This is a genomic window from Deltaproteobacteria bacterium (assembly GCA_016183175.1).
Lineage (GTDB): Bacteria > UBA10199 > UBA10199 > UBA10199 > SBBF01 > JACPFC01.
This window is the reverse complement of sequence record JACPFC010000025.1, coordinates 1-23,191: the sequence shown is the minus strand read 5'-3', so window position 1 is coordinate 23,191 and position 23,191 is coordinate 1. Positions and strand designations below refer to the sequence as shown.

The window sequence follows — 23,191 nt, the reverse complement described above, 5'->3', positions numbered from 1 at the left end:
TCCATGGCCATAAAACTCTATCAATTCGCCCTTTCCCATTATTGCGAGAAGGCCCGCTGGGCGCTGGACTACAAGGGATTGGATTATGAGCGGATCAACCTTGTCCCCGGTCCCCACTTCTTCAAGCTCAAGCGGATGGCGTCAAAATCCTCGGTTCCCGTGATTGACGATGGCGGGGTGCTGGTTCAGGATTCAACCGACATCATCACCTACCTCGACGAAAAATATTTCCAAAAGCCGCTGACTCCTCTCGAAGGCGATCTTAAAAAAGAGGCGATCGATCTTGAGGAATATTGCGATCAGGAAATCGGCGTCCACCTGCGGCGTTATTTCTACAATACCCTTCTGCATGATCGCCCCCTTGTAACCTCGCTCCTCCTGCAGGACGGCCCGCGGTATGGCCCGGTCCTCTACGCCATCATGTTTCCTGTTGTCCGTACACTGATGCGCCGGAGCATGAATATCAGTCCCGAATCGGCCAAACGGTCGGAAAAGCGGCTGATGGACGGCATTGAAACGCTCAACAAAATTCTCTCAAAACGGAAATTCCTGGTGGGAGAGAGCTTCACCAGGGCCGACTTGAGCGCTTCCGCGCTCACAGCCCCTCTGGTCTGGCCGAAGGAGCATGATTTTCGGTGGCCGAATGTATTCCCCGAACCGCTGGCCTCCTTCCGCCGCGACCACGAAAAGGATCCGTTTTATTCCTGGGTGTTGAAGATGTACCGGGAGTATCGTTTATCTTCCCGCGTTTTTTAAACGTCCTTTTGCCTAAAACAAGGTAGCCGCAAATCCAAAAGCGAGAATAAGGCCGAAGAGCTTTGAGAAAACGAAATATTGCGGGGCTATCAAAAAAACCTCAGGAGCAACAGGAATTTTCCCACTCCGTCAGGGAAAGCCGTCACGGCAGGCCCAGTTCGCGGACCAGGGTGTGAAAAGGAAGAACGCGAATGGGATGCTCCGCCTGTTCGTAATCGGCCTCGTCGAGGTGGACCTGATAGAACCGGGGTATTTTTGTGCGGGCCGCGTAATAAATCAGGGCCGGTGAGAGGACCCGGCTTTTGGCCTTGCACTCCACGGCATAGAGCGGTTTTCTGTCCTTTATCACGACAAAGTCAACTTCCCGCTTGTCGGTGTCGCGGAGGTAACGCAGTTCCATTTCATGCCCCCGGGTGTCCTCCACAAAATGGCAATATTTTAACAGATGACACGCCACCATATTTTCAAACCGCGCCCCCGGGTCGCCGACAAGAGTCCAGTCCCACAGATAGGCCTTTTGCTCTTTTTTCACCGCCCTGATTTTTGGGGCGCCAAAGGGGGAAACGCGGAACAGAAAAAAGAGCCTCTCCAAAATGGAAAGCCAATTCCTGACCGTCGGATGGGCCACCTGGAGATCCTCCCTTAGGGCGTTGAGGGAGAGGGGGGAACCGACCAGATCGGGCAGACGGTCGGCCAGTTGGGACACGAGGGCCACCTCTTCGACCTTTTCGAGGTCGCGCAAATCGTCGCGCAAGACCTGATGCTGTCTTTCGCGGTGCCACCGTCTTAACACCTCTTCCGAGGCGGCGAAAAGGGGCTCCGGAAAACCGCCGTATTGAAGCAGAATTTTTGCGGAGGACTCGCGGCACTGCGGGTCGAATTCGGCGAGGCTGAACGGATGGAGGCGATAAGGGTGATAACGGCCTGTCAGCGCATCGCCGCCGCGTCGGTAAAGATCAAGCCGCGCACTGCCGGTTGGTCGGCCGGCAATTGAAGGGACAAAAGTTTTTTCTGGTCTTCAAGATGGTCCCAGTTAAAGTAACCGGGGTGCGATTCGTCTCCTCCCAAAAGAGAGAGGGCCACAGTGGTCTTGCCGGCCTGCCGGGGGCCGGAGAGAAAGACCATTTTTTTCTTCAAATCGGCCTGAATGTAGGGGGTTAAATAGCGCATGACCAAGTATGAGTAATTTATAGCTTAGCCTAAAATACTCATGAGTAATTTGCAAGGGGCTTTAATATTTATTGGTGTGAGTGTGCGTCAAAAATCTGACTTCTGCCGTTCTCAATCTGAGAAAAAACCGGGACAATCTACTTGCCGGTCGATCTCGCTGATGACAAACGGCAGGTCATCGATACTTTGATAATTTTCCGAAACCGGTTTTCCGTTGATGGTAATGTCACCCATGTTTTCTCCCGAAACTAGCATATATTATCGGCCGAAAAAGCAGTAAGTTGCGTGGTATTTTAGGTTCCTGTTTATTTTCCTCCGGAATTTTTTAGCCGCTGGAGGATTATCTTTTGTCCCGCCGTATAGGCCCGCTGTTTGACGGCGTTCCAGTCGGTGTAAGGCCCTTTTAAAGATTTGTAACGGGTCAAATCGGTCTCCGACAAATCCCATGGTTTAGGTTCCGCCAACTGCAAAGCCAGTTGCTGAGTTATGGAACTCTCTCCCTCTTGAGGGTAAAGGGTGTCCAGGGAGTCGAGGGCGCGCAGGGAATTGGCGACACCGAGGTGATCGAACAACGCCGCAAAATCAATGAAATCCCTCGTCGTGTTTCGGCGGACAATCAGACAGGCCTTGATGCGAAGCATCTCCCCGATTGTAGGAACCCGAAAACCCCGGACAACGGCGGTTTCCAGCGGGGCTTTCCGCATCAGTTGCCGGATACCGGTCCGCACCCCCTGAAAATGCCCCAGGATCAATACCGGCGGTTCGAGCCGGTTTGTGCTCCAGCCGGCCTCTTCTTCCAATTTCTTTAGGACGGCGACAAACCGCTTTTTCAGATCGGGCAGGACATAGTCGGCGTCGATAGAAATGCGGTGCCCGGCGTGAAGGGCCGCCACGCGGCAAGCCGCCGCCGTCCCGCCGACAAGGACCGCTTCGGGGAAACGGGACTGAAAAACCGTTTGGGCCGAAATGAGCCTTTCCCATTCGGAAATTTTGCCTGCTTTTCGCGCGCCAACCCCATCAATTAACAAAATAATTCAAGTAATTTCAATATATTATCTATTTTAGGCCGATGGTAATTATTGGCACGTATTTTGCTCATTAAAACGACATGGATCATCGCGCCTCGATCTTCCGGACACGTTCACTCCGCTCATCGAGAAAGCCGCCGTCATCGCAGGCATAAACCCGGTATCAGTCGGTGCTCCAAAAAAAAATTGACTTGACTAGTCTGGTCATATTCAATAATCTGGAATTGTGAAAGAGGCCTATTCCATCTACGAGGCCAAGACGCACTTTTCCAAACTGGTGAGAGGGGTCAAGGGGGGCAAGGTGATCACCATCAAGGAGAGGGGGGTTCCGGTCGGCCTTCTGGTTCCGTTTAAAACCCGGGAAAATTTCAACAAGAGGCTGGAACGTCTTGCCCTGCAGGGGCGGTTGTTGCCCGCAAAAAGAAACGGGATTCCCGCGGGGGTTAAGCGGGAAGGGGCCTTGCGCCGGTTTTTGGAGGAACGGGATTGACCCGCCACCTGTATGTCGACTCGTCGGTGGTCATCTCCCTTCTGTTCGAGGAGCCTAATAGCCGCCGTGTGCGGCCGTTTCTGCGCCGATTTTCAAAAAAAATGGTGAGCGCCTCCCTTCTGGAGGCGGAGGTTTTGGCTTCCGCGAAGCGGGAAGGAGTTGCCTTGGATAAAGCGGCCCCTTTTGTGGATATGGTTTCACTGGTCATTCCGGAGCGGTCTCTACTGCCGGAATACCTGTCTATTTTTGAAGCAGGCTATTTGCGGGGCGCCGATGCCTATCATCTTGCCGCCGCCCTTTATACAGATCCCACCCGCAAGCAACTCGGTTTTGCGACGGCCGACCAAAAACAGTCCGAAATCGCCGATAGGCTTGGTTTTACGGTTGTCATTTTTTGAAAAAAAGTAACTGGCACCCGGGACAGGCAGCTTTTCCCCTGACGGGCATTCGAGAGGTGGGCGTTTATCCCGGTCTGTCAAAAATTTGGCTTTTCATAGTGGCATTTTGCCAATGATTTTAATGGATTAGCCGGACAAGATTAACCGATTACCCAGGGGCCCGAACAGCCATTGACAGGATCATCTTGTACGTATAGTCTTGTACATGTCGGAATGAAAGGTACAAAACCATGAGAAACCTCAATGTCTCGCAGGCCAGAAAAGAACTTCCTTCCTTGATCGACGAGGTCGCATCCGGAAAAAGAGGGGTGCTTGTCACCCGCCGCGGCAAGCCGGTCGCCCGGATCGTTCCTTTTCGCAAAAAGGACAAGCAGGCCAATGCGTATCCTCTGCGCGGAAAACCGATCGGCATCTCCAAAGATTTTGACGAACCGTTGCCCGGCCTTTGGGACGCGCTCCGGACATGATTCTTCTCGACACTCATGTCTGGCTCTGGTGGTTGCATGACCCCGAAAAATTGTCGGCCCGCGCGCGAAAGGCCATCGCCGGGGCGGAAAAAGCCGGAGAGGTTCTCATTTCGGCGATATCGGTATGGGAAATTGCGGTCAAGGTCGGCCTTGGAAAATTAAGCCTCCCCATGGACATCTATGCCTGGTTTCAAAACGCGGAAAAATACCCCGGCACGGCTATTGAGTCTTTAACACCCGTCGATGCCATTGCCAGCACCCTCCTTCCCGGGGTTTTTCACAAAGATCCGTCGGATCGAATGATTATCGCCCTGGCCAGACGGCATGGCATCCCTCTCGTAACCACCGACAAAAAGATACTGGAGTATCCCCATGTCGAAACCATTTGGTGATCTGCGGGTTATTCTTGCGGGGTTGATTCCTCAGGCCCGAACCGGGCGAGTTTGCTTTTTTCCTGGAGTTTGGTGAGTTCCTCCGTCCGCCCCATTTTGGCATAGATCCATTCGAGATTGTCCAGCGTGGTCAGGAGATCGGGATGGGGCTTGAGGCCGTAATTTTTTTCGGCGATTTTAAGGGCCCTTAAAACCAGCGGCTCCGCCTCGGCGAATTTTCCCTGCGCAAAATACAATCCTGAATAATTGTTGAGCGCCGGGACGAGATTGGGATCGCTTTGCCCCAGCCTTTTTTCCAGAATTTTCAGCGCCTTTTTAAAGCTCGTTTCGGCCTCGGTAATTTTCCCCTGGTCGCGATAGGCGGCCCCGATGTTGATCCATGTCAGCCCCGCGTCCTTGCTGTCGGCCCCTTGAGTCTGTTCGTAGGCGACAAGGGCCTGACGAAAAAGGGTATTGGCCTCATCCGAACGCGCCTGTGCGAGATAGAGAAGCGCCAGATTGTTGAGCGTCTGGGCAAAGAGGGGGGAATCCGGTTTTTCGGCTATTTCCAGAATGGCCAGCGCGCGCCTGTAGAGCGGTTCGGCCTCCAATGGTTTTCCCTGCAGTTGATGGACGCGCGCCAGCTTTGTTAGCGTCTCGGCCAGTGCGATATCTTCCCGTCCCTCACGTTGGGCCGCGTCAATTGTTCCCCGACAGGCCTCGGAGAGCTGATTCAACGCCTTTTCGGTGTTCGGATGATCGGCGCCAAACTGTTTTTCAGCGAGCGGGAGGAGTTTTTCCGCAAGGGGAACGGCCTCTTTGTATTGGCCGTTGGCGATGAGAGTCGTGATCTGTAGGTCGAGCCGGGCATAAGGGTCTTCGACGCCAAACGAAAAGGCCGACATTCCAATAAAAAGGAAAAACAGGAGAAGGGAAGAAAAAAGCCGTGTAAACCTTACCATCGGCGTTTCATGCCGACATCGACATGGACAAACTGGTTGGAGGGATAATAGCCGACCCCCCCTTTCCGGTTCAAGCGGTCGGCGTAATCACGCAGATCGGCGGTTGTGACCCCCGGAAGGCGGACATCCATCGCCTGACCGTACATGTGGGGGCTGTTGCGGGAAACCCTCCGTCCGATCAGCCAGAGGTATTCATTGAGTTGCTTGCTCCGGTAGCCGGAAATCACCGCCACTTCCTTGGCGCCGAAATGATCCTGAATCTGGTCCACCATCTCCAGAAGATCGACGCGGATTTTTCGTTCCTTGTTGGTCTGACGACACCGAAGGGCGTGATTGATCTCTTTAAGCCCCTTCCGGTTGTATGAGCCGTTCGGATTGCGGTATTGAACCGTGACCGTTTCGTTCAGATGGGTGTTGTGAAGCGTGAGCAAGCCGTCGCCCCGCATATCGCGAAACCCATGGCCCGCAGGCATGGCGAACCCATAGGCCAAAAGAAAAGCCGCGCCAAAAAAAGCAAGGATGGAAAGTTGACGAAGGTTCATCTGTCCCTGATTATCGGCAGACAGACTAAAAAGTTGCTAACAAAAAAATCTTTTCAAAAAAGACAAGGAAAAGCAAGGATTTATTTTTCTATATCTTCCGTCTCGGTTCCCGCCGGTTCTTCAACAGTCAGACTGCCGTCGATGGCGAGGGTTTCGGGGAGCGTCGTCTCCTCCTGTTCGGGGGTTATGGCGTTAATGGTCAGCGTGAAGGGATATTCCTCCTGATCGAGGTCCAGCAAAGCGCTAAAAGGGATGTCAAGGATCCGCCCCGCGCGGGTAAACGGCCTCGCGCTGTTGGAGATAACGATGCCCAGTTGGCCCGCCGTAGAGGAATCAAAGGCAACGGTCGCATCGGCCCGGACCGCTTCGCGCAAGAGGGAGGAGGTGAGGGAATCGGAATCGATGCCGAAGGCGGCGGGATCATAAACGATGGTGAAAGAGAGGGTGATAATATCGTAGTCACCGGCGGAATCGAGATTGACGAAGTAATTCACATCGAGATTGAATTCATCGCCCATCACTACCGTCCCGGCCTCGATGTCGCCGAGGCAGAGATAAATCTCCGTTGTCGTTTCATCATTCGGGCGGGGGCAATCTTCGTTGGTCGAGGCCTCGGTGACAAAAAAGGTGAACCATTCGGCATCGGGCCAGCTGTCATCTTCAAGAAAATCGTTGTCCTGGACGAGGACCCGGAAATCAAAGGCCCCGAGCTCCCGGGGGGTGCCGAACAAAAGGCCGTTGGAGGAGATGCCGACGCCGGAGGGGAGGTTGCCCCCATACAACTCGGTGCTTGTCGAGCTGTCCCAGAAATCGGCCCACCCCTCGTGAACCTCGAAGTTGTATACATAATCCTCGTTCAGAAGGGCGATGGGAAGGACGTCTCCTTTCAAGTCAAGCCACGAAAAACAGGAGGGGAGAAGGGCTGGAAGAAAAACGGCCAGGAGGATGTTTTTTGAAAAGGGGGTCATTCTTTTAGTAACCAATTATAATATTTAGTAATTATCGCATGGGAAGAAGGGGAGGCCAAGGGGGAATTTACAATCGGTCAATCCGGCTCATGACCGGCGTTGACGGTCAACACATCCAGATCGCGGGTTGAGCAGAAGGGTATGTAGCCGCGCCCCTGGGCCCGCTCGTAGAAATCATCGATCTTGTCCGGATCAGTCAGGTAATCGACGGCCAGGACCGTTTTGCCCGCATCCACAAACTGGTCGAGATACGGCGTGATGAAATCGGCGTTGTCGAGATCGAGGTCGTTGTCGATGTCTTCATCGCCGATGTAGAAGGTATCCTCCGCCCCGATGCCGTCCGCCGCCTCGAGGTATTCGTCGCTCCCGTCCTCGTCCAGGATGGTGGCTCCGTTTTGGGGGAAGACCAGAAAATTTTCCACGCCGCGATCATTGCGGGCGTAGTCGGCCATGGCGATCACAAAGTCGATCATGTCTTCACCGGCGGAAGGCCGTTCGGGCATTTCGCCGTCGGGGCCGAAGAATTCAAACGCGTCGATGATATCCAGATAAACGCCGTCAAAACCGGCGTCGATGATTCGGTCCAGATAACTTTCGTCATTGCCGTCCGGCGTGCCGAAAATGATGTTTTGCCATTCCTCCTCCCAAAAGCGGACCTTGAAGTTATCGGGAAAGTCGGGATTCGATTCGGCCAGAAAATCGGGGGCGGTGTCGAGAATCTCCTTCGTGTCGGAATCGACCCAGTCATCCTCGAAATAAAAGCGTCCTTCCTCCGCCTCGCCGATGCTCATGTAGGCAAGGACGATCATCCCGGCGTCTTTCAATTCCTGAATCTCATCGGCGGTGAAGGCGCTTTCGTCGGAACCGTCGCTGGAATAATCGATCACCACGAGGTCATAGCCGCTGGCGGCCAGTTCGTCGATATCGATATCCTGTAGCCAGTAGGTGTAGTCGTTCACATCGGCCAGAAGGGGGGCGCTGTCGGTTCCATTGCTGTCATCGCCGTCATCGGAATCCCCCTCATCCGATCCCGATGAGGAGCCGCCGCAAGAGGAACAGATCGAAAAGGCAAACAGCATGCAAATCAACAGCGTGTAACGGGTAAAAGGTCTCACAGGGCCAAAAATGTTACCGCTTAAGGCCGGCGGTGTCCAACGGTTTTAAGCCGACATTTCTTGACAGGCGCCATGACGCCGTATACTAAAAGTTATTCTTATGACGGACAGAATCCCCATGACCCCGCAGGGGCAAGAGAAACTTAAAAAAGAGATCGATCACCTCAAGTCTGTCGAGCGCCCCAAAGTGCTTGCCGAACTGGAAGAGGCGAGGGCGCACGGAGATCTGGCCGAAAACGCGGAATATCATGCCGCCAGAGAACGGCTGGGGCATGTGAAGGGGAGGATTCTCGATCTGGAACTCCGGCTTTCGAAGGCGGAGGTCATCGACCCGCAAAAAATGAAGGGGCAGGAACGGGTGGTCTTTGGGGCCCACGTGACGCTCCGCGATCTCGACTCCGACGAAGAGGCGACCTACCAGATCGTGGGGGAGCATGAATCGGACATCGCCGCGAAAAAGTTGTCCATCACCTCTCCCATCGCCCGCGCCGTTGTCGGCAGATCGAAGAACGATGAGGTAAAGGTGAAGACACCAAAGGGGATCAAGGAATTTGAAATTGTCAATATTGAGTACAAATAACGGGGTAATCGCTAAGCCTTACCTTCATCCGGACGGGAAACTCTGTGACAACCGGCAGTCAGCGGCAACGGAGGTGAAACGGCAAAAAGACAAATTGTGCTGGATGCCACAAGCAGGGCAAGATCTGCAAAGAACGCTTCAACGGAGTAGCTGACGCCGGCGGAACAGAGGTTCCCGTCCGGCTTGCGACGGACGCGGGGCCCCCAAATAAAAAAGACCTCCCCACCCCTGCTTTCGCAGGGGCGGAAGGCCTTAAAAGGGGGTCAGTCAGCTCTTTCGAGCTTCAGTATAGTTATCGGCAGATCGGCGTAAAAGTTGCCTGTTTTTTTTCAAATTTTTCAGTTTTTTAAAAAAACTTTATATTTCAAATAGTTATGTCAACAAAAAAATGTCTGGTCATGTCCGCAAGATACTAGTCCTGGTTTTTGGCCTGACCCTTTTGGTCCTCGGCATCGCCATGATTGTCCTCCCCGGCCCGGCGTTCGTGGTTATTCCTTTGAGCCTTGTTGTTTTGGGAACGGAATTCCTCTGGGCAAGGCGGATGCTGGCCGGCCTTAAAAAAGGGGCCCATCAGATCAAATCGACCATCAAAACAAGGCGGGAAAGGTTTAAATGGTGGAGAAAGTCCAATAGTTGACATTTCATAGCATCTTCTCTACAACAAAATGAGGCTCTGCCCGCGCGGCCCATGGCGAAAAAAATCATCAAGCTTTGCAAAGAAGACACCTGCAAAAACGAACAGACAACCATGGGCTATTGCCGCCTCCATTACCTCAAGAACTGGAAAAAAATCCGTGAAAAACAGCGCAAAAAGGCCATCGCCAACCTCAACAAGTATGTGGAACATGTCATGCGCAAGAACCCGGATAATTACGTGGAGACCATCAAGCAGGACCTGAAGTTTTCCGACCGTTTTCAGAAAAAAGCCGAAGAATTTTTTGCCGACGAGGATTTCCACGATATCATGGAAGAGGTGAATATCGAGGAAGAGGTGGAAAATATCCTCGATAATCTGAAAGTGGATGAAACGTTTTGAGGGCCTTCATCAAAACCTACGGCTGTCAGATGAACGAGCAGGATTCCCTCCAGATGAAGGGACTCCTTTCGCGCATGGGTTATGACGATGTTCCCGAACCGGATGACGCCGATCTGGTTCTGTTTGTCACCTGCAGTATCCGCGAAAAGGCGGTGCACAAGGTTTATAGCGACTTGGGAAGGCTAAAGCCTTTTATCGAGGAAAATCCGGACCGCATCGTGGGGTTGGCCGGTTGCGTGGCCCAGCAGGAGAAGGAAAATCTCGTCAAACGCTTTCCCTTTCTCGATCTGGTATTTGGTCCCGATGCCATCGGGCGGCTTCCCGACATGGTGAAAACCGTCCGCCGGAACCGCGGATTGAAAGATAAAAAACCGGTTGTTGAAACGCGGTTTTCCTCTCGCCGGGATTTCGAGTTCGTCAATCTTATTGTTCCCGGCGATGAGAACCGGGTGAAGGCCTTTGTCACGATTCAAAAGGGATGCGATAATGGCTGTTCCTTTTGCATCGTGCCGCGGGTGCGGGGGCCCGAGGTCTCCCGGTCCGCCGATGATATTGTCCGTGAGGTGCGGGAACTGGTTTCTCTCGGTGTTAAAGAGGTGACGCTGTTGGGCCAGAACGTCAATTCCTACGGAAAAAAATTTTCCGGAGAAATTTCGTTTGCCCGCCTGCTCCGCCGCATTGCATGCGAGACCGGGAGCCCCGGTGGCGCCGGGAGCCCCGGTGGCGCCGGGAGCCCCGGTGGCGCGGATATTCAACGCCTCCGTTTTACCAGCTCACATCCGCAGGATGTGGGGGACGATCTTGTCCAATGCTATGCCGATCTCCCCGTTCTCTGCTCCCATTTTCATCTGCCGGTCCAGTCGGGCTCAAACCGCGTCTTAAAGGCGATGCGGCGGGGTTACACGCGTGGGGATTATTTCGAAATCATCGACAAGGTGCGTCAGGCAAGGCCGGGGATTGCCCTTTCCACCGATTTCATCGTCGGTTTTCCCGGCGAAACCCGGAAGGAATTCGAGGAGACCCTGGATCTTTTGCAAAAAATCGGATTTGACATGAGCTATTCGTTTGTTTACTCCCCCCGGCCGGGGACAAGGGCCGCAGGTCTCAAGGACGACGTCCCGTTGGCTGAAAAGGAAAAAAGGCTTCAAATACTGCAGGCCCTGCAGACCGAAATCGCGCAGGAAAAAAATGACCTTCTGGTCGGCCGGATCGAGGAAGTGCTGGTTGAAAAAGAGGACGGATTCGGGCAGAATGTAAGCGGGAGAACCGGCTCGAACAAAATCGTCCATATCCCCGGAAAGGACGGTTTAACGGGTCAAATGGTGCAAGTAAGGATAACAAAGGCAAACCCCTATTCCCTGGGAGGAGAGGTATCCGATGGCAGACGACATTCTGAACCCGCCGAGCGGGATGATTCACGTAAAGGTGACGGGGCTGACGATCGATCCGTTCACCAACATGCCGATCATCATCCTTAAGGATTTTGACGAAAAGATGGCCCTTCCCATCTGGATCGGCCTGATTGAAGCCTCGGCCATCGCCACCGAGCTGGAAAAGATCGAGCTCTCCCGCCCGATGACGCACGACCTGATGCGGAATATTTTGAATACGCTCGGCGTTGCGGTTACACGGGTGGAGGTGACCGATCTGACCGACAACACCTTTTTCGCGCAGATCCGCTTGAGGCGTGACGGCAAAGAATTTGTGATGGACAGCAGACCCTCCGACGCCATCGCGCTGGCCCTCCGCACGAAGGCCGAAATATTTGTGGACAAAAAGGTGATGGAAAAATCGCGCCGGATCGATCTCTCCAAACAGGTCGACTCGGGACAGGTGAAAGAGCAAAAATGGAACGAACTGCTTGAAAATCTCAACCCCGAAGATTTCGGCAAGTACAAGATGTAGTCATGATTCTTCCTTACGAGCAGACGTCGCCCAAAATTCATCCAACGGTCTTTCTTGCCCCGCAGGCCGTTGTCATCGGCGATGTGGAGATCGGGGAGGGGTCCTCCGTCTGGTTTCAAACGGTTGTCCGCGGGGATGTCAATTCCATTCGCATCGGAAAAAGGACGAATATTCAGGATCTCTCCGTTGTCCATGTCTCCAATGCCGACGGGCCAAAACCGGCAAAAACCATTATCGGCGACGATGTCACGGTGGGGCATCGGGTGATTTTGCACGGTTGCACTATCGGCAACGGGTGTTTGATCGGCATGGGGTCGATTCTCATGGATGATGTGGTTATCGGCGACGGCGCGGTGATCGGCGCCGGTTCGCTGGTGACCGAAAAGACCGAAATTCCGCCGGGGCAGTTGGCGTTTGGCCGCCCCGCCAAGGTGATTCGCCCGTTAACCGAGATGGAGCGGGCGGTGGTTCCGTATCTTTCGAATCATTATGCGGAGTTGGCCAGGACTTACCTCAAACAAGGCGTGTCTTGACATGCTCTATAGCCTATAGTACCATATCTATAGACTATGACTACGACTATTCAAGTTCAGGAAAAAACCTTGAGGCTCTTGAAACTGGAAAAAAAGAAGTTGAAGCTCGACACTTACGATCAGGTCATCCGGCATCTGACTCAGGCAAGGGGGCCTGTGGTCGGCAAAATGTTCGGCATAGACCGGGGCCGTCTTTCGCCTTTTTCGGAAGACGATCACATCGATTTTCATGAAGACCTCTAAGATTCTTTTCGACTCCTACGCCTGGATCGAATTTTTCCTTGGGTCATCGAAGGGAGAGACGGTCAGCGCTTACTTGAGCCAGGCGGACTGCCATACGCCGCTTATCGTTATCGCCGAGCTATCCGCAAAATACGCCGAGCTTCCTTTGGTCCTTTGGAACGAGCGTCTTGCATTTATTCAGTCACAAACGGAAGTCATTCCGTTAACATTGGAAATTGCCTCCGAGGCGGGCAGAACCCGCCAAATAATGAGAGAGGAAAGACCCCGTTTTGGCTTGGTCGACGCCATCATTTACGAGACGGCCAAAGCGCATAACCTTTCTGTTTTGAGCGGCGATCCCCATTTTAAAGGATTGCCATTGTTAAAAAAGAAGAGGCGAAAAATGAAAAGCTCCTCCAGGCCCGGCAGAGTTTCATCGAGGGGGCGGGGCGGATTTCGGCCTCGCTTCTCGGGATTTTAAATCGCGTGTGCGGGCAGATTTTTGCGCTTCTTTACCTTTCGCCCGAACCGCTTTCGCTCGATGATATCGTGGCCGACCTTGGCGTTTCAAAAGGGAACGTCAGCATCAACATCCGCGTTCTGGAGGATTTTAAGCTTGTCAAAAAGGTGTGGGTCAAAGGGACCAGACGTGACTATTATCAGGCAGTCGATACTCTCCCGACGGCCATCATCAGGGAATTTTTCACCAAGATCCGCCGGAATATCCAGGACAGCCTCGACATGATCGGCGACTGCACTCAGCTGGCCGAAGATGGCCAGAAGGGGAAGGGGGGAAATCCCGAAGAGGCCCATTTCATGCTGGAGCGTTTGGCCCGAGTCCGGTCATTCTACGAAAATGCCAATCTTCTTTTTGAGGCGATCTATTCCGGCCAGAAAATAGATACCTCCGTACTAAAGACGATCATTGAGGGTTCTTAAGGTATAACGCGACTCGCTGAATTTTATTGACACTTCATCCTCCTTCCGTTAAAACCGTCTCAACAAAAACGCAGTAAATTCATATATTTAGAACGTTTAGAAATCTCTAAAAGGAGGCTTGTCATGGGAAAAGCGATCGAAACAGTTCTATCCAAATCGGCCAAAGCCGCTTGGACCGTGTTTCAGTCGGTGAACAAACGAATTCCCGAAGGGAAGGCTTTTCAGCCGCAATGGGCCGATCGTCCTCTTTTGAAAAGCTACGAAAAGGTGAAGCCCCCCCTCGGATGGCCGCGCGAAACCGATTCGCTCTGCCCCGACTGCGTCAAAGAAACAAGGGCAAAAATTCTGAAAGGGGAATTGAGCGTGGAGGTGCTCCGAAACGAAAAGCCGGCCGAGATCAAATCCAAAATTATCGAGCGCGACGGCAAGATCTGGATGGTGAAGGATTGCCCCAAGCATGGTCATTACGAGGATGTGATGGCCATTGATCCCAAATTTTTGGAACGGATGGAACAGCTCTACCCCGGAAGCGATTTCTACGCCCCGCACAAGATCCGCCGTCACGGCAGTTCCTCCATCACCTACGGGCGCGGGTCGGTCATGACCATCGACTTAACCAACCGATGCAACATGATGTGCGACCCCTGCTTTATGGACGCCAACCAGGTGGGCTACGTCCACGAGTTGACGTTTGAAGAGGTCAAGAAAATCCTCGACGACTCTATTTCGGTCAAGCCGCGGCGCCAGATGTCCATCCAGTTCTCCGGCGGCGAGCCGACCATCTCGCCCCATTTTATCGAGGCCATCAGGTATGCCAAGGAGGTCGGCTACTTTTCGGTTCAGTGCGCCACCAACGGCATCAAATTCGCCGAGGATCCCGAATTTGCCAAGCAGGCCTACGAAGCGGGTTTGCGGATCGCCTATCTCCAGTTCGACGGTGTGGGGAACGAAAACCACGAGCACCGCAAAATCGGCAACCTCTTCGACATCAAGCTCCGTGCGATGGAAAACCTCTATAATGCCGGCATCGACATTGTTCTTGTGGTGACCATCGTCAAAACCGTCAACGACCATCAGGTGGGGAAGATCGTCGACTTTGCCGTCCAAAACAGCGACAAGATCAGCTTCATTTCCTTTCAACCGGTGTCGTTTACCGGACGGGATGAAGACATCACGCCGGAGTTGCGCCACGCCCAGCGCTATACGCTTTCGCACCTGGCGCACGATGTGAAAAAGCAGACGGGCTTGACCGAACCGCTCCGCGACTGGTTCCCGCTTTCGGCGGTCGCCCCCTTTTCGGATTTTACCGATATGATGAAGGGGCCGAACGAGGATTGGGGAACGCTGAAGTGCGGCTGTCATCCCAACTGCGGCGTCGGGACGGTGCTTTTGGTCAACAAAGAAACAAAGGAATATGCGCCCCTGGGGGCTATGCTCGATATTGAGCAGTTCTTAAAAGATGTAACGGTAATCAACGACGCGGCCCGGGGCCCCAAAGCCTCAAAGGCCCAGATGGCGATGGCCCTTTTGAGGAATTACAATCCCGCCAAGGCGCCGAAAGGCTTCGGGCTCAAGGACTTGATCCAAAAGTTCGACAAACAGAGCGGTGGGTCGATGGGAGGGGAGTACGGCGTCGGGGCCGAGCGCAAGAAAGACAAATGGCTCTTCATGTTTATTGCCGGCATGTGGTTTCAGGATCTCTGGAATTACGATTTCCGCCGGACGGAGCGCTGTATTATTCCATACGGGACGCAGGAAGGGGAGATTTCCTTCTGCGCCTACAACACCGGCGTCGGCTGGAGAAACATTGTCGAAAACATGTACAAAGTGGCCTCCGTCGGGCAATGGTTCAAAGAAAAGGGGCGGCATCCGGTGTACGCCAACGGCCAGCCGGTTCTTCTCCCCAGTTTCGAAAACAGCCTAAAGGTGCCGGGCCTTCCCAATTACGATGCCGCCGCCAAGGCCTACGCAGTACGAAAAGTACCTCTTGAAAAAAAGGTCGTGAACGCTTAAAAAAGCGCGGCCATGAATCTCAACTCGATCTGGTTTTCGCTGGGTCCGCTCATCGGTTTTAATGTCCTTCTTCTGGGCACCGTCCTTGCCTTTCGGCCCGTCTACCGCAAAAAAGAGCGTCTCAAAGAAGTGGAGGAGCGCCCCGCCTCCAAATTTTTAAACCGCTGGATGCGGGAATACTGGCTCTGGCTCACCGAGCCGTTTGTCCGTTTCTTTGTCCGGCTGGGTATTTCCCCCAATGCGCTGACCACAATCGGAATGCTCGTCGGCCTTGCCTCGGGATATTTTTTCTGGAAAGGGCATTTCGGCCTCGGCGGGTGGCTGATGATTTTTGGGGCCACCTTCGACACGTTTGACGGGCGCGTGGCGCGGGCGACAAACCGTGAGACCAAATCGGGGGCCTATTACGACTCGGTGATGGACCGCATCTCCGAGGGGGCCGTTCTTGTCGGCTTGGCCCTCTATTATCGCAACCACTGGGGGCTCTTTCTCGTCCTCGCCGGATTGATCGGCGCCTTTATGGTCAGCTACACGCGCGCAAAAGGGGATGCCAACGGCATCAGCTACGAAGGGGGCTCGATGCAGAGGCCGGAGCGGATTGTCTATCTGGGGGTCGGCGCCGTTTTTACGCCGGTCTTCGGTCCTTTTCTTAAGTTTCTTTCGCCGGATATCAACGATTATCTCTACCTCCTCCCCCTTGGTTTCGTCAGCCTGATGTGCTGGGGAACCTCCTTTAACCGTCTGCATACCGTCATGCAACGTCTCGACGAAAAGAATGGAAAGGTCTAGGCTTGTTGCCTATGGAGCGGATCGGTTTAATCAAGGCGTTGGTTGTTTTGTTTTGTCTCGGTTTGATTGCCGGTTGTCGAAAGGATGATTCCATGAAGGGTCATAATCGGCTTGGCCGCGAAAAAAGCCCCTATCTTTTGCAACACAAGGATAATCCGGTGCACTGGTATGCCTGGGGGGATGAAGCCTTCAAAGCCGCGCGGGAGCAGAACAAACTGATTTTCCTCTCCATCGGCTACTCCACCTGCCACTGGTGCCATGTGATGGAACACGACTCGTTTGAAAAACAGGAGGTCGCGGATGTTCTCAACAAAAATTTCATCAGCATCAAGGTGGACCGCGAGGAGCGGCCCGATATCGATCAGATTTACATGGAGGCGGTGGTGGGGATGACCGGGAACGGCGGATGGCCGATGTCGGTTTTTTTAACGCCCGATCTCAAGCCGTTTTACGGCGGGACTTTTTTCTGGCGGCCGCAGTTTTTGCAACTCTTAGCCGGGCTTCAGAAGATGTGGGAGGCCGATCCGGAAAAAATCCGCACCTCCGGCAAAGAAATAACCGCCTATTTAAGCGACAAACCGAAGAGGGCTGTCGAGGGAAAATTGGATGAAAATACGCTCCGTCAGGCCTTTTCTCTCTATGCCACCAGCATCGACGGCGTTTATGGCGGTTTCGGCCGGGCGCCGAAATTTCCGCGATCGACCGATCTTTCTTTGTTATTGCGCATCCACCGCCGGACGGGAAGCCCGGAGGCGCTGGCGATGGTCGAGACGACGCTCGACAACATGGCGCGTGGGGGAATCTACGATCATTTGGGGGGCGGGTTTCACCGTTATTCCACCGATGCCGAATGGCTTACTCCCCATTTCGAAAAGATGCTCTATGACAACGCCCTTTTGGCCTGGACCTATCTGGAAGGGTATCAGGTAACGCAAAAGCCGATGTATGCCGCCGTGGCCCGCGAGACGCTCGATTATGTCTTGCGCGACATGACGGATCCCTTGGGGGGCTTCTATTCCGCCGAGGATGCCGACAGCGAGGGGGAGGAAGGGAAGTTTTATGTCTGGAACGAAGGGGAGTTGAAAAAACCGCTCACCAGCGAAGAATTTGATCTTATTTCCAAAGTCTATGGTGTGACTGCTGGAGGCAATTTTGAGCATCAGACCAATATTCTCCATCTCTTGAAAAAATATGATTGGTCGATAAAAGATGATCCCTCGCTGAAATCGGCCCATCAGAAATTATTTGAAATTCGAGAAAAAAGAATCCATCCGCACAAAGACGATAAAATCCTGACCGACTGGAACGGTTTGATGATTTTTGCGCTGGCCAAGGGCTATCAGGTCTTGGGGGATGAAAAATATCTGCAGGCGGCACAAAAGGCGACCGGATTTCTTGAAAAGAATCTCTATCGCAACGGGCGTTTGTTGCACCGTTTTCGCGACGGGGAGGGGCGTATTGACGGTTTTGTGAGCGATTATGCCTTTCTGATTCACGGCCTCATTGCCCTTTTTGAATCGGATTTTGATCCAAAATGGCTCTCATTCGCGCAAAATCTCCAAAAGAAACAGGATGAGCTTTTTTGGGATAGAACAGCAGGGGGCTACTTTTTTGCCGCGGCCGGGAAGGACGATCTCATCGTCCGAAAAAAAGAGATGCATGACGGGGCCTATCCCTCCGGCAACTCGGTGGCGGCGCTTAATCTGCTCCGCCTCTATGGGCTAACGTTTGAAAAGGATTATTCAGACAAGGCGGACGCCGTTTTTACCGCGATGGCGGGGGAAGTAGGGCGTTATCCGGCAGGTTACTCAATGACATTGATTGCCCTTGATTACTCGCTCGATTCGGCGAAAGAAATTGCGGTTGTTGGGCCGATATCGGATGAGATCAGGCGATATTTGAATCAGGCATTTTTGCCGAACAAGGTCATAGCGGTATCGTCGGGCCGGAATCTTGATATTCCCCTTTTGAAGGGGCGTGAAGCCATCGGCGGAAAAACCACGTTTTACGTCTGTGAGAATCAGGTATGCAAACTGCCGACAAACGATTGGGAGGCGGCCAAAAAAATAATCTCTCATTTCAAAAAGTATGATCTTTAACCCCAAAGGGGCCCCTTAGGGGAGATCAATCCCTTTTATCCTGTCCCGCCGATTCACCAACGCCAAAATAAATACAATCCGGATGATGGAAGACGATGGCCGACACGCTGGCGTCTGGATCCATCATGAAACCCTCGGTCAACTGGATTCCGATCTCTTCGGGATGAAGGAGTTTCCAGATTCCTTCCTGATCTTCCAGATTGGGGCAGGCCGGATAACCGAAGCTGTAGCGTTTGCCGCGGTATTTGGCGGTAAAGCGGTCCTTCATGGTCATCTCTTTTGAATCGGGAAAGCCCCAATCCTCACGGATCCGACGGTGGAGCCACTCGGCGCACCCTTCAGCGGTTTCCAAGGCAAGGACGTTTAAGGCGTGCGATTTGAGATACTCTCCCTCTTCTTTCAATTTTTCGGCCCGTTCTCGAATTCCCTGACCGGCCGTCACTGCCATAAGAACAATATGGTCCCTTTTTCCCTTCACTGGAGGAAGAAGATAATCCGACAGGCAAAGGCCGTCCGGTTTCCGCTGGCGGTTGAAATGGAAGGTATGGAGCGGCTGTTTCCCTCCAGGGGCAAAGAGGTGAATATCATTCCCGTTGCCTTCAGCCTCAAAAAATTGCCAGATCGCCTTTATTTTCATAAAAGAGACCGCCTCGCGCTTGATTTCTTCCACGCGGTCGTTTAATTCGATTGCCTTCGGATCACGGTCGACCAATTTTTTCTCAAAGTTTCCCTTGAAGCCGAGGTGACGGACATAGAGCATCAGGGGATTGATGTAACTCCATATTTCCTGAACCTGCGGCACGTCGCGTTTTTTTCGATCCAAATAAGGGGCGGGGGGGATAGGGATGTCCAAGCGAACCTTCAATGAACGTAGGGTTGTCTCTGCCGGTAAAGGGCGTCCGCCTGAGGCGGACGCCCCTACGTCGGATTGTTTTAATTGTTTTTCATATCCTTCCAACAATTTCTGTTTGTTTGCCGGATCCATCAATCGATTGGCCAGATCAAGCCCCGTCATCGCATCTTTGGAGTAAAAGACTGCCTGGGTGTAGCTTGGAGCAATTTTTGTACGGGTGAACTTGTCCGAGAGGGCGGCCCCGCCGACCAAGAGGGGGATTTGAATTCCGGCCATTTTTAAATCACCCGCCGTGATGGCCATCTGCTGGGCCGATTTGACCAAGAGGCCCGAGAGGCCGATGATGTCCGGCTTGTGTTCGTGATAAGCCTTGATCAATTGTTCCGGCGGGACTTTGATGCCGAGATTGATCACATCATAGCCGTTGTTTTTCAGAATGATCTCAACCAGATTTTTGCCGATGTCATGAACATCCCCCTTAACTGTCGCCAGAATCACCTTTCCACGGCTGGTGACATCGGCCTTTTCCATGAATTGTTCCAGAAAACCGACAGCCGCTTTCATTGCCTCTGCCGACTGCAATACTTCCGCCACAATCAACTCGTTGTTGTTGAACAGGCGCCCGACCTCGCTCATTCCCCCCATGAGCGGGCCGTTGATGATGTCGAGCGGTTTGACTTTTTCTTTCAGTTTGATTTCGAGGTCGGGGATGAGACCGTCTTTGGTCCCTTGAATGATGTATTGGGCGAGGCGTTCATCCAGAGGCAACTGGGCGGTTGGTTTTTTCTCTTTTTTAGAGGCGCCACGATAAAACTCGGCGATGGCGGCGATATAAGTTTGCACCGTTGATTTGTTTTGGCGCAACAATAAATCCTCGGCCAATTTTTTTTCGACCGAATTAACCACCTCGCGGGCCGCCGGCGGCAGGCCGAACGATATATTCGAGATGCCGAGGATCGTGCGGCAGTTTGGAAATTTTTGCCGGATGAGCCGGATGCCCTCGATAGTCTCCACGGCGCCGCCGATGTAGTTTGCATCCCCCGTGGCGCAGGGGAAGACGAGGGGATCGAAAATAATGTCCGTTTCCGGAATCCCATATTTTGTCGTCAAAAGTTTGTGGGAGCGCTCGGCAACGGCCAGTTTTCTTTCCCGGGTGAAAGCCTGCGCCTGCACCGGGTCTTCATCAATACAACCAACAACCACTGCGGCCCCATACTTTTTTATTAGCGGCACAACGCGCCTAAATTTTTCCTCGCCGTCTTCGAGGTTGATTGAATTGACGATCGATTTCCCCTGACAATAAGTCAGCGCCTTTTCAACAGCGGCCGGATGGGTCGTGTCGATCATGATCGGCGCTTTGATCTTGCGGATCAGTTTTTCATAGAACGGATCGATGTCGGGGAGTTCATCGCGATCGGTGCTTTGCAGGCAGACATCCACCACCTGCGCCCCGTTTTTGACCTGGCGGCGGGCGATGTCGGTGGCTTCGTCCCATTTTTCGCTGTTGATTAAATCTTTGAAAAGGCGCGACCCGATCATGTTGGTTCGCTCGCCGACCAAAAGAGGGCGGTTGTCGTCGGTCGCCTCGACCAGTTCGATGCCGGAAAAAAAGACGCGGTTTTTGGATCCGTGCGGCGACCGGCGCGGTTTTTTTCCTTCAGCCATCCGGGCGATTGCGCCAATGTGGCGGTGGGTTGTGCCGCAACAGCCGCCGACAAGGTTGATCCAGCCGTTATCGATGAATCGCTCGAGCTGTTTTGCCAGCGATTCCGGCGTTTCCAGATATTTCCCTTCTTCGTCAGGGAGGCCGGCGTTGGGGTAACAGGAGACGGCGGGATCGGCCAGGTCATGGATCGTCCGGATATGGTCGGTCATAAACTCCGGCCCGGTGGCGCAGTTAAGGCCGATGGCCAGCAGATCCAGATGGGAGAGGGAAGCGACCAAGGCATCGGCCGCCTGACCGGCAAGCATTGTTCCCATCGGTTCGATGGTGCCGGAAATAATCAACGGTACTTTCTTGCCGCACTCCTCGAATGCTTTATGAATACCGATAACGCCTGCTTTGATATTTCGCGTATCCTGACAGGTTTCCAAAAGGAGGAGGTCCACCCCGCCATCCAACAGGCCTAAGGCCTGTTTTTTAAAGTGATCAATGAGTGCTTCAAAAGTCACTCCTCCCGTGACGGTGATGGCTTTGGTGGTGGGGCCCATCGAGCCGGCCACGAAGCGCGGTTTTTTGGCGGTTGAAAATTCTTTGGCCGCTTTTCGGGCGATTTCGGCGGCGGTTTTGTTGATCGGATGAGCTTTCTCCTGCAAACCGTACTCTGCCAGTACCAGCGGGGTTGCGCCGAAGGTGTTTGTTTCCACGATATCCGAGCCGGCCTCAAAATATTTCCGGTGGATGTCGAGGACCACGTCGGGACGGGTGAGAACCAGATTTTCGTTGCACCCTTCCAGGCTCGACCCGCCAAAGTCGTTTGCCGTCAGATTCTTTTGCTGAAGCATTGTCCCCATGGCGCCGTCCAGGACGAGGATCCGCTCGTTGAGAAGATCCTTCAAACCGCCTGTTGTGGAAGATTTATTGGCCATTATTTTAATTGTAGGGGCGTCCGCCTCAGGCGGACGCCCTACAATAATCGGTAAACGGGGTGGAATCAACTAAAGAAGCGGGGAAGGAAACGGGGAAACCCAAACCACCGTCGCCGACGAAGCCCCATTTTAAGGAGTTTTTCCGATTCGCTCCAGACATGGGCGTGAATTTCTTTAATCCGCCTCATGTTATTGGCCTGCGAGGTTTTAAGGCCGTGGTCAATCGGTTTTCCCATATAATGGACGATTTTTCGGGGGAGTGGAAAGCCCCCTAATCCCAAAAAAACCGGAAACGGGAAGTAGCGGTGAAAAATTTTTCCGGCCAGATGGCGAGTCGATTTTTCACACACATGATAGATGTCATCGATCCCCACCGACATGCAGGGGACAATCGGCGCCCCTGCCCGAACGGCGGTTTGTACAAAGCCGGTGCGGTCCTACCACATCAGCTGGTATTTCATGCTGGAGGGTTTTAGCCGAATCGCTCCTCCCACATCAATTGATATTTTTGCGACGAAGGCTTCATCCCCTCGCGTTCGCCGCCGGGAAAGACGCAGACCAGCTCCCCCTTTTTTAAAAGGCGAATTGCATTCTCCTGCTTGGCGTCAACCAGACCTATGTTGAGGGCCACCTCCCTCAAAACCGGAATCCGCCACGACCGCCGGTGGACCAGAACACGGATTCGCCGTCCCGTTTGCCGATAGATCTTCCGCCCCAAAAGGACAAGATCAATCGGCAGGAATCCATGGTTTAAAACGATCAGCGCCGGAGAGTGGGGAAGAAGGGACGGTGTCCCAAGATTGTCGAGGCCGACCACCTCGTAGCGAAAATAATTTTCCACAAGCCGCATGCTCGAGAAAAAATGTTTGAGGATCCTCGAGTCGTTGAAATAAAGATGGTCTTCGTCCCCGGGGCGGTAGGGGTTAAAGAGGACGTCTTTTTTGGACATTACACCTTCCGATCAATAATCGTCGTCACTCCCATCCCCATCCCCACGCAGAGAGTGACGAGGCCGTAGCGCTTGTCCTGTCGCTCCAGTTCATCCAGCACCGTGCCGAGGAGCATCGCGCCGGTGGCGCCAAGCGGGTGGCCGAGGGCGATCGCGCCGCCGTTGACGTTGACTTTTTCGAGGGGAATTTCCAAATCCTTGGAAACGGCCAAAACAACCGGTGCAAAGGCCTCGTTGATTTCGAAGAGGTCGATGTCTTTGATGGTGAGTCCCGCCTTTTTGAGCGCCTTTTTGGTGGCCGGGATCGGCCCCAAAAGCATGATGACCGGCTCCGAGCCGCTATTGGCCATAGCGACCACTTTTGCGCGGGGTTTGAGACCCAGTTCGCGACATCTCTCTTTCGAGGCAAACAAGACG

26 protein-coding genes and 1 pseudogene are annotated in these 23,191 nt (G+C 53.3%); 17 read left to right on the top strand and 10 right to left on the bottom strand.

Annotated elements, in window-relative coordinates:
• Nucleotides 1–3 precede the first annotated feature (3 nt).
• A complete protein-coding gene (locus tag HYU99_02965) occupies nt 4–756 on the top strand; it encodes a glutathione S-transferase family protein (protein MBI2339316.1) in 753 nt (250 codons plus the stop codon).
• A 142-nt stretch (nt 757–898) separates the two neighbouring features.
• Here HYU99_02965 and HYU99_02960 read toward each other — a convergent pair.
• Nucleotides 899–1,881: pseudogene (locus HYU99_02960) on the bottom strand (ATP-binding protein).
• A 350-nt stretch (nt 1,882–2,231) separates the two neighbouring features.
• Complete coding sequence (locus HYU99_02955) at nt 2,232–2,954, bottom strand: hypothetical protein (protein MBI2339315.1); 723 nt, start codon at nt 2,952–2,954, stop codon at nt 2,232–2,234.
• Nucleotides 2,955–3,180: 226 nt separating this feature from the next.
• Between HYU99_02955 and HYU99_02950 the strand changes: the two genes are divergently transcribed.
• From HYU99_02950 to HYU99_02935, 4 genes are all read left to right on the top strand, one after another.
• Nucleotides 3,181–3,444, top strand: coding sequence for a type II toxin-antitoxin system prevent-host-death family antitoxin (locus HYU99_02950; protein ID MBI2339314.1), 264 nt, complete (start codon nt 3,181–3,183; stop codon nt 3,442–3,444).
• Nucleotides 3,441–3,842 carry a type II toxin-antitoxin system VapC family toxin gene (locus HYU99_02945; GenBank protein ID MBI2339313.1) on the top strand — a complete coding sequence of 134 codons (402 nt, stop codon included), beginning with the start codon at nt 3,441–3,443 and terminating at the stop codon, nt 3,840–3,842. The genes HYU99_02950 and HYU99_02945 overlap by 4 nt, the downstream gene beginning before the upstream one ends.
• A 230-nt stretch (nt 3,843–4,072) precedes the next feature.
• A complete protein-coding gene (locus tag HYU99_02940) occupies nt 4,073–4,309 on the top strand; it encodes a type II toxin-antitoxin system Phd/YefM family antitoxin (GenBank protein MBI2339312.1) in 237 nt (78 codons plus the stop codon).
• Nucleotides 4,306–4,701: a type II toxin-antitoxin system VapC family toxin gene (locus HYU99_02935; GenBank protein MBI2339311.1), complete on the top strand. Its 396-nt coding sequence runs from the start codon at nt 4,306–4,308 to the stop codon at nt 4,699–4,701. Before HYU99_02940 ends, HYU99_02935 begins: the two co-directional genes overlap by 4 nt.
• Before the next feature lie 8 nt (nt 4,702–4,709).
• Here the strand turns inward: HYU99_02935 and HYU99_02930 are convergent, their stop codons facing one another.
• The 4 genes from HYU99_02930 to HYU99_02915 all read right to left on the bottom strand — a co-directional run bounded on the left by HYU99_02930 (nt 4,710) and on the right by HYU99_02915 (nt 8,267).
• Nucleotides 4,710–5,642, bottom strand: coding sequence for a tetratricopeptide repeat protein (locus HYU99_02930; GenBank protein ID MBI2339310.1), 933 nt, complete (start codon nt 5,640–5,642; stop codon nt 4,710–4,712).
• The gene (locus HYU99_02925; GenBank protein MBI2339309.1) at nt 5,636–6,184 is read right to left on the bottom strand and encodes a YcbK family protein; all 549 of its coding nucleotides are present in this window, start codon (nt 6,182–6,184) and stop codon (nt 5,636–5,638) included. Before HYU99_02925 ends, HYU99_02930 begins: the two co-directional genes overlap by 7 nt.
• An 80-nt stretch (nt 6,185–6,264) precedes the next feature.
• Nucleotides 6,265–7,152, bottom strand: a complete 888-nt coding sequence (locus HYU99_02920; GenBank protein MBI2339308.1) for a hypothetical protein — start codon at nt 7,150–7,152, stop codon at nt 6,265–6,267.
• A gap of 77 nt (nt 7,153–7,229) precedes the next feature.
• Nucleotides 7,230–8,267, bottom strand: coding sequence for an endo alpha-1,4 polygalactosaminidase (locus HYU99_02915; GenBank protein MBI2339307.1), 1,038 nt, complete (start codon nt 8,265–8,267; stop codon nt 7,230–7,232).
• Nucleotides 8,268–8,367: 100 nt separating this feature from the next.
• On the opposite strand from HYU99_02915, the gene greA reads away from it, so the two are divergent.
• The 12 genes from greA (at nt 8,368) to HYU99_02855 (ending at nt 18,383) form a co-directional block, all read left to right on the top strand.
• On the top strand, nt 8,368–8,847 hold the full coding sequence (greA, locus tag HYU99_02910; protein ID MBI2339306.1) for a transcription elongation factor GreA: 480 nt from the start codon (nt 8,368–8,370) through the stop codon (nt 8,845–8,847).
• A 388-nt stretch (nt 8,848–9,235) separates the two neighbouring features.
• Complete coding sequence (locus HYU99_02905; GenBank protein ID MBI2339305.1) at nt 9,236–9,484, top strand: PGPGW domain-containing protein; 249 nt, start codon at nt 9,236–9,238, stop codon at nt 9,482–9,484.
• 51 nt (nt 9,485–9,535) lie between these two features.
• Nucleotides 9,536–9,883: a hypothetical protein gene (locus tag HYU99_02900; protein ID MBI2339304.1), complete on the top strand. Its 348-nt coding sequence runs from the start codon at nt 9,536–9,538 to the stop codon at nt 9,881–9,883.
• A 29-nt stretch (nt 9,884–9,912) separates the two neighbouring features.
• Nucleotides 9,913–11,361: a tRNA (N6-isopentenyl adenosine(37)-C2)-methylthiotransferase MiaB gene (miaB, locus tag HYU99_02895; protein MBI2339303.1), complete on the top strand. Its 1,449-nt coding sequence runs from the start codon at nt 9,913–9,915 to the stop codon at nt 11,359–11,361.
• A complete protein-coding gene (locus tag HYU99_02890; protein MBI2339302.1) occupies nt 11,294–11,788 on the top strand; it encodes a bifunctional nuclease family protein in 495 nt (164 codons plus the stop codon). The genes miaB and HYU99_02890 overlap by 68 nt, the downstream gene beginning before the upstream one ends.
• A 2-nt stretch (nt 11,789–11,790) precedes the next feature.
• The gene (locus HYU99_02885; GenBank protein MBI2339301.1) at nt 11,791–12,321 is read left to right on the top strand and encodes a gamma carbonic anhydrase family protein; all 531 of its coding nucleotides are present in this window, start codon (nt 11,791–11,793) and stop codon (nt 12,319–12,321) included.
• Nucleotides 12,322–12,357: 36 nt separating this feature from the next.
• A complete protein-coding gene (locus HYU99_02880; GenBank protein MBI2339300.1) occupies nt 12,358–12,564 on the top strand; it encodes a hypothetical protein in 207 nt (68 codons plus the stop codon).
• The gene (locus tag HYU99_02875) at nt 12,551–13,024 is read left to right on the top strand and encodes a PIN domain-containing protein (GenBank protein ID MBI2339299.1); all 474 of its coding nucleotides are present in this window, start codon (nt 12,551–12,553) and stop codon (nt 13,022–13,024) included. Before HYU99_02880 ends, HYU99_02875 begins: the two co-directional genes overlap by 14 nt.
• Before the next feature lie 5 nt (nt 13,025–13,029).
• Nucleotides 13,030–13,482 (top strand): hypothetical protein, encoded by a 453-nt coding sequence (locus HYU99_02870; protein ID MBI2339298.1) that lies wholly within the window; start codon nt 13,030–13,032, stop codon nt 13,480–13,482.
• A gap of 123 nt (nt 13,483–13,605) precedes the next feature.
• Nucleotides 13,606–15,495 (top strand): radical SAM protein, encoded by a 1,890-nt coding sequence (locus tag HYU99_02865; GenBank protein ID MBI2339297.1) that lies wholly within the window; start codon nt 13,606–13,608, stop codon nt 15,493–15,495.
• Between the two features lie 12 nt (nt 15,496–15,507).
• Nucleotides 15,508–16,284, top strand: coding sequence for a CDP-alcohol phosphatidyltransferase family protein (locus HYU99_02860; GenBank protein MBI2339296.1), 777 nt, complete (start codon nt 15,508–15,510; stop codon nt 16,282–16,284).
• Nucleotides 16,285–16,376: 92 nt separating this feature from the next.
• Entirely contained in the window at nt 16,377–18,383 is a 2,007-nt protein-coding gene (locus tag HYU99_02855) for a thioredoxin domain-containing protein (GenBank protein MBI2339295.1), read from the top strand.
• Between the two features lie 25 nt (nt 18,384–18,408).
• Here the strand turns inward: HYU99_02855 and HYU99_02850 are convergent, their stop codons facing one another.
• The 4 genes from HYU99_02850 to HYU99_02835 all read right to left on the bottom strand — a co-directional run.
• On the bottom strand, nt 18,409–21,825 hold the full coding sequence (locus tag HYU99_02850; protein MBI2339294.1) for a homocysteine S-methyltransferase family protein: 3,417 nt from the start codon (nt 21,823–21,825) through the stop codon (nt 18,409–18,411).
• 65 nt (nt 21,826–21,890) lie between these two features.
• Nucleotides 21,891–22,217 carry a hypothetical protein gene (locus HYU99_02845; GenBank protein MBI2339293.1) on the bottom strand — a complete coding sequence of 109 codons (327 nt, stop codon included), beginning with the start codon at nt 22,215–22,217 and terminating at the stop codon, nt 21,891–21,893.
• An 80-nt stretch (nt 22,218–22,297) separates the two neighbouring features.
• Entirely contained in the window at nt 22,298–22,774 is a 477-nt protein-coding gene (locus HYU99_02840; GenBank protein ID MBI2339292.1) for a 1-acyl-sn-glycerol-3-phosphate acyltransferase, read from the bottom strand.
• Nucleotides 22,774–23,191 (bottom strand): acetyl-CoA C-acyltransferase (locus HYU99_02835; protein ID MBI2339291.1); only part of this gene is annotated, 418 nt, incomplete at its 5' end. The genes HYU99_02840 and HYU99_02835, both read right to left, overlap by 1 nt.

What these genes read in the sequence shown, in the direction of transcription:
- HYU99_02965 (MBI2339316.1), top strand. Translation starts at nt 4, where the DNA reads ATGGCCATAAAACTCTATCAATTCGCCCTTTCCCATTATTGCGAGAAG.
- HYU99_02940 (MBI2339312.1), top strand. Translation starts at nt 4,073, where the DNA reads ATGAGAAACCTCAATGTCTCGCAGGCCAGAAAAGAACTTCCTTCCTTG.
- HYU99_02935 (MBI2339311.1), top strand. Translation starts at nt 4,306, where the DNA reads ATGATTCTTCTCGACACTCATGTCTGGCTCTGGTGGTTGCATGACCCC.
- HYU99_02930 (MBI2339310.1), bottom strand. Translation starts at nt 5,642, where the DNA reads ATGGTAAGGTTTACACGGCTTTTTTCTTCCCTTCTCCTGTTTTTCCTT.
- HYU99_02925 (MBI2339309.1), bottom strand. Translation starts at nt 6,184, where the DNA reads ATGAACCTTCGTCAACTTTCCATCCTTGCTTTTTTTGGCGCGGCTTTT.
- HYU99_02920 (MBI2339308.1), bottom strand. Translation starts at nt 7,152, where the DNA reads ATGACCCCCTTTTCAAAAAACATCCTCCTGGCCGTTTTTCTTCCAGCC.
- greA (MBI2339306.1), top strand. Translation starts at nt 8,368, where the DNA reads ATGACGGACAGAATCCCCATGACCCCGCAGGGGCAAGAGAAACTTAAA.
- HYU99_02905 (MBI2339305.1), top strand. Translation starts at nt 9,236, where the DNA reads ATGTCTGGTCATGTCCGCAAGATACTAGTCCTGGTTTTTGGCCTGACC.
- HYU99_02900 (MBI2339304.1), top strand. Translation starts at nt 9,536, where the DNA reads ATGGCGAAAAAAATCATCAAGCTTTGCAAAGAAGACACCTGCAAAAAC.
- miaB (MBI2339303.1), top strand. Translation starts at nt 9,913, where the DNA reads ATGAACGAGCAGGATTCCCTCCAGATGAAGGGACTCCTTTCGCGCATG.
- HYU99_02890 (MBI2339302.1), top strand. Translation starts at nt 11,294, where the DNA reads ATGATTCACGTAAAGGTGACGGGGCTGACGATCGATCCGTTCACCAAC.
- HYU99_02885 (MBI2339301.1), top strand. Translation starts at nt 11,791, where the DNA reads ATGATTCTTCCTTACGAGCAGACGTCGCCCAAAATTCATCCAACGGTC.
- HYU99_02880 (MBI2339300.1), top strand. Translation starts at nt 12,358, where the DNA reads ATGACTACGACTATTCAAGTTCAGGAAAAAACCTTGAGGCTCTTGAAA.
- HYU99_02875 (MBI2339299.1), top strand. Translation starts at nt 12,551, where the DNA reads ATGAAGACCTCTAAGATTCTTTTCGACTCCTACGCCTGGATCGAATTT.
- HYU99_02865 (MBI2339297.1), top strand. Translation starts at nt 13,606, where the DNA reads ATGGGAAAAGCGATCGAAACAGTTCTATCCAAATCGGCCAAAGCCGCT.
- HYU99_02860 (MBI2339296.1), top strand. Translation starts at nt 15,508, where the DNA reads ATGAATCTCAACTCGATCTGGTTTTCGCTGGGTCCGCTCATCGGTTTT.
- HYU99_02855 (MBI2339295.1), top strand. Translation starts at nt 16,377, where the DNA reads ATGAAGGGTCATAATCGGCTTGGCCGCGAAAAAAGCCCCTATCTTTTG.
- HYU99_02850 (MBI2339294.1), bottom strand. Translation starts at nt 21,825, where the DNA reads ATGGCCAATAAATCTTCCACAACAGGCGGTTTGAAGGATCTTCTCAAC.
- HYU99_02840 (MBI2339292.1), bottom strand. Translation starts at nt 22,774, where the DNA reads ATGTCCAAAAAAGACGTCCTCTTTAACCCCTACCGCCCCGGGGACGAA.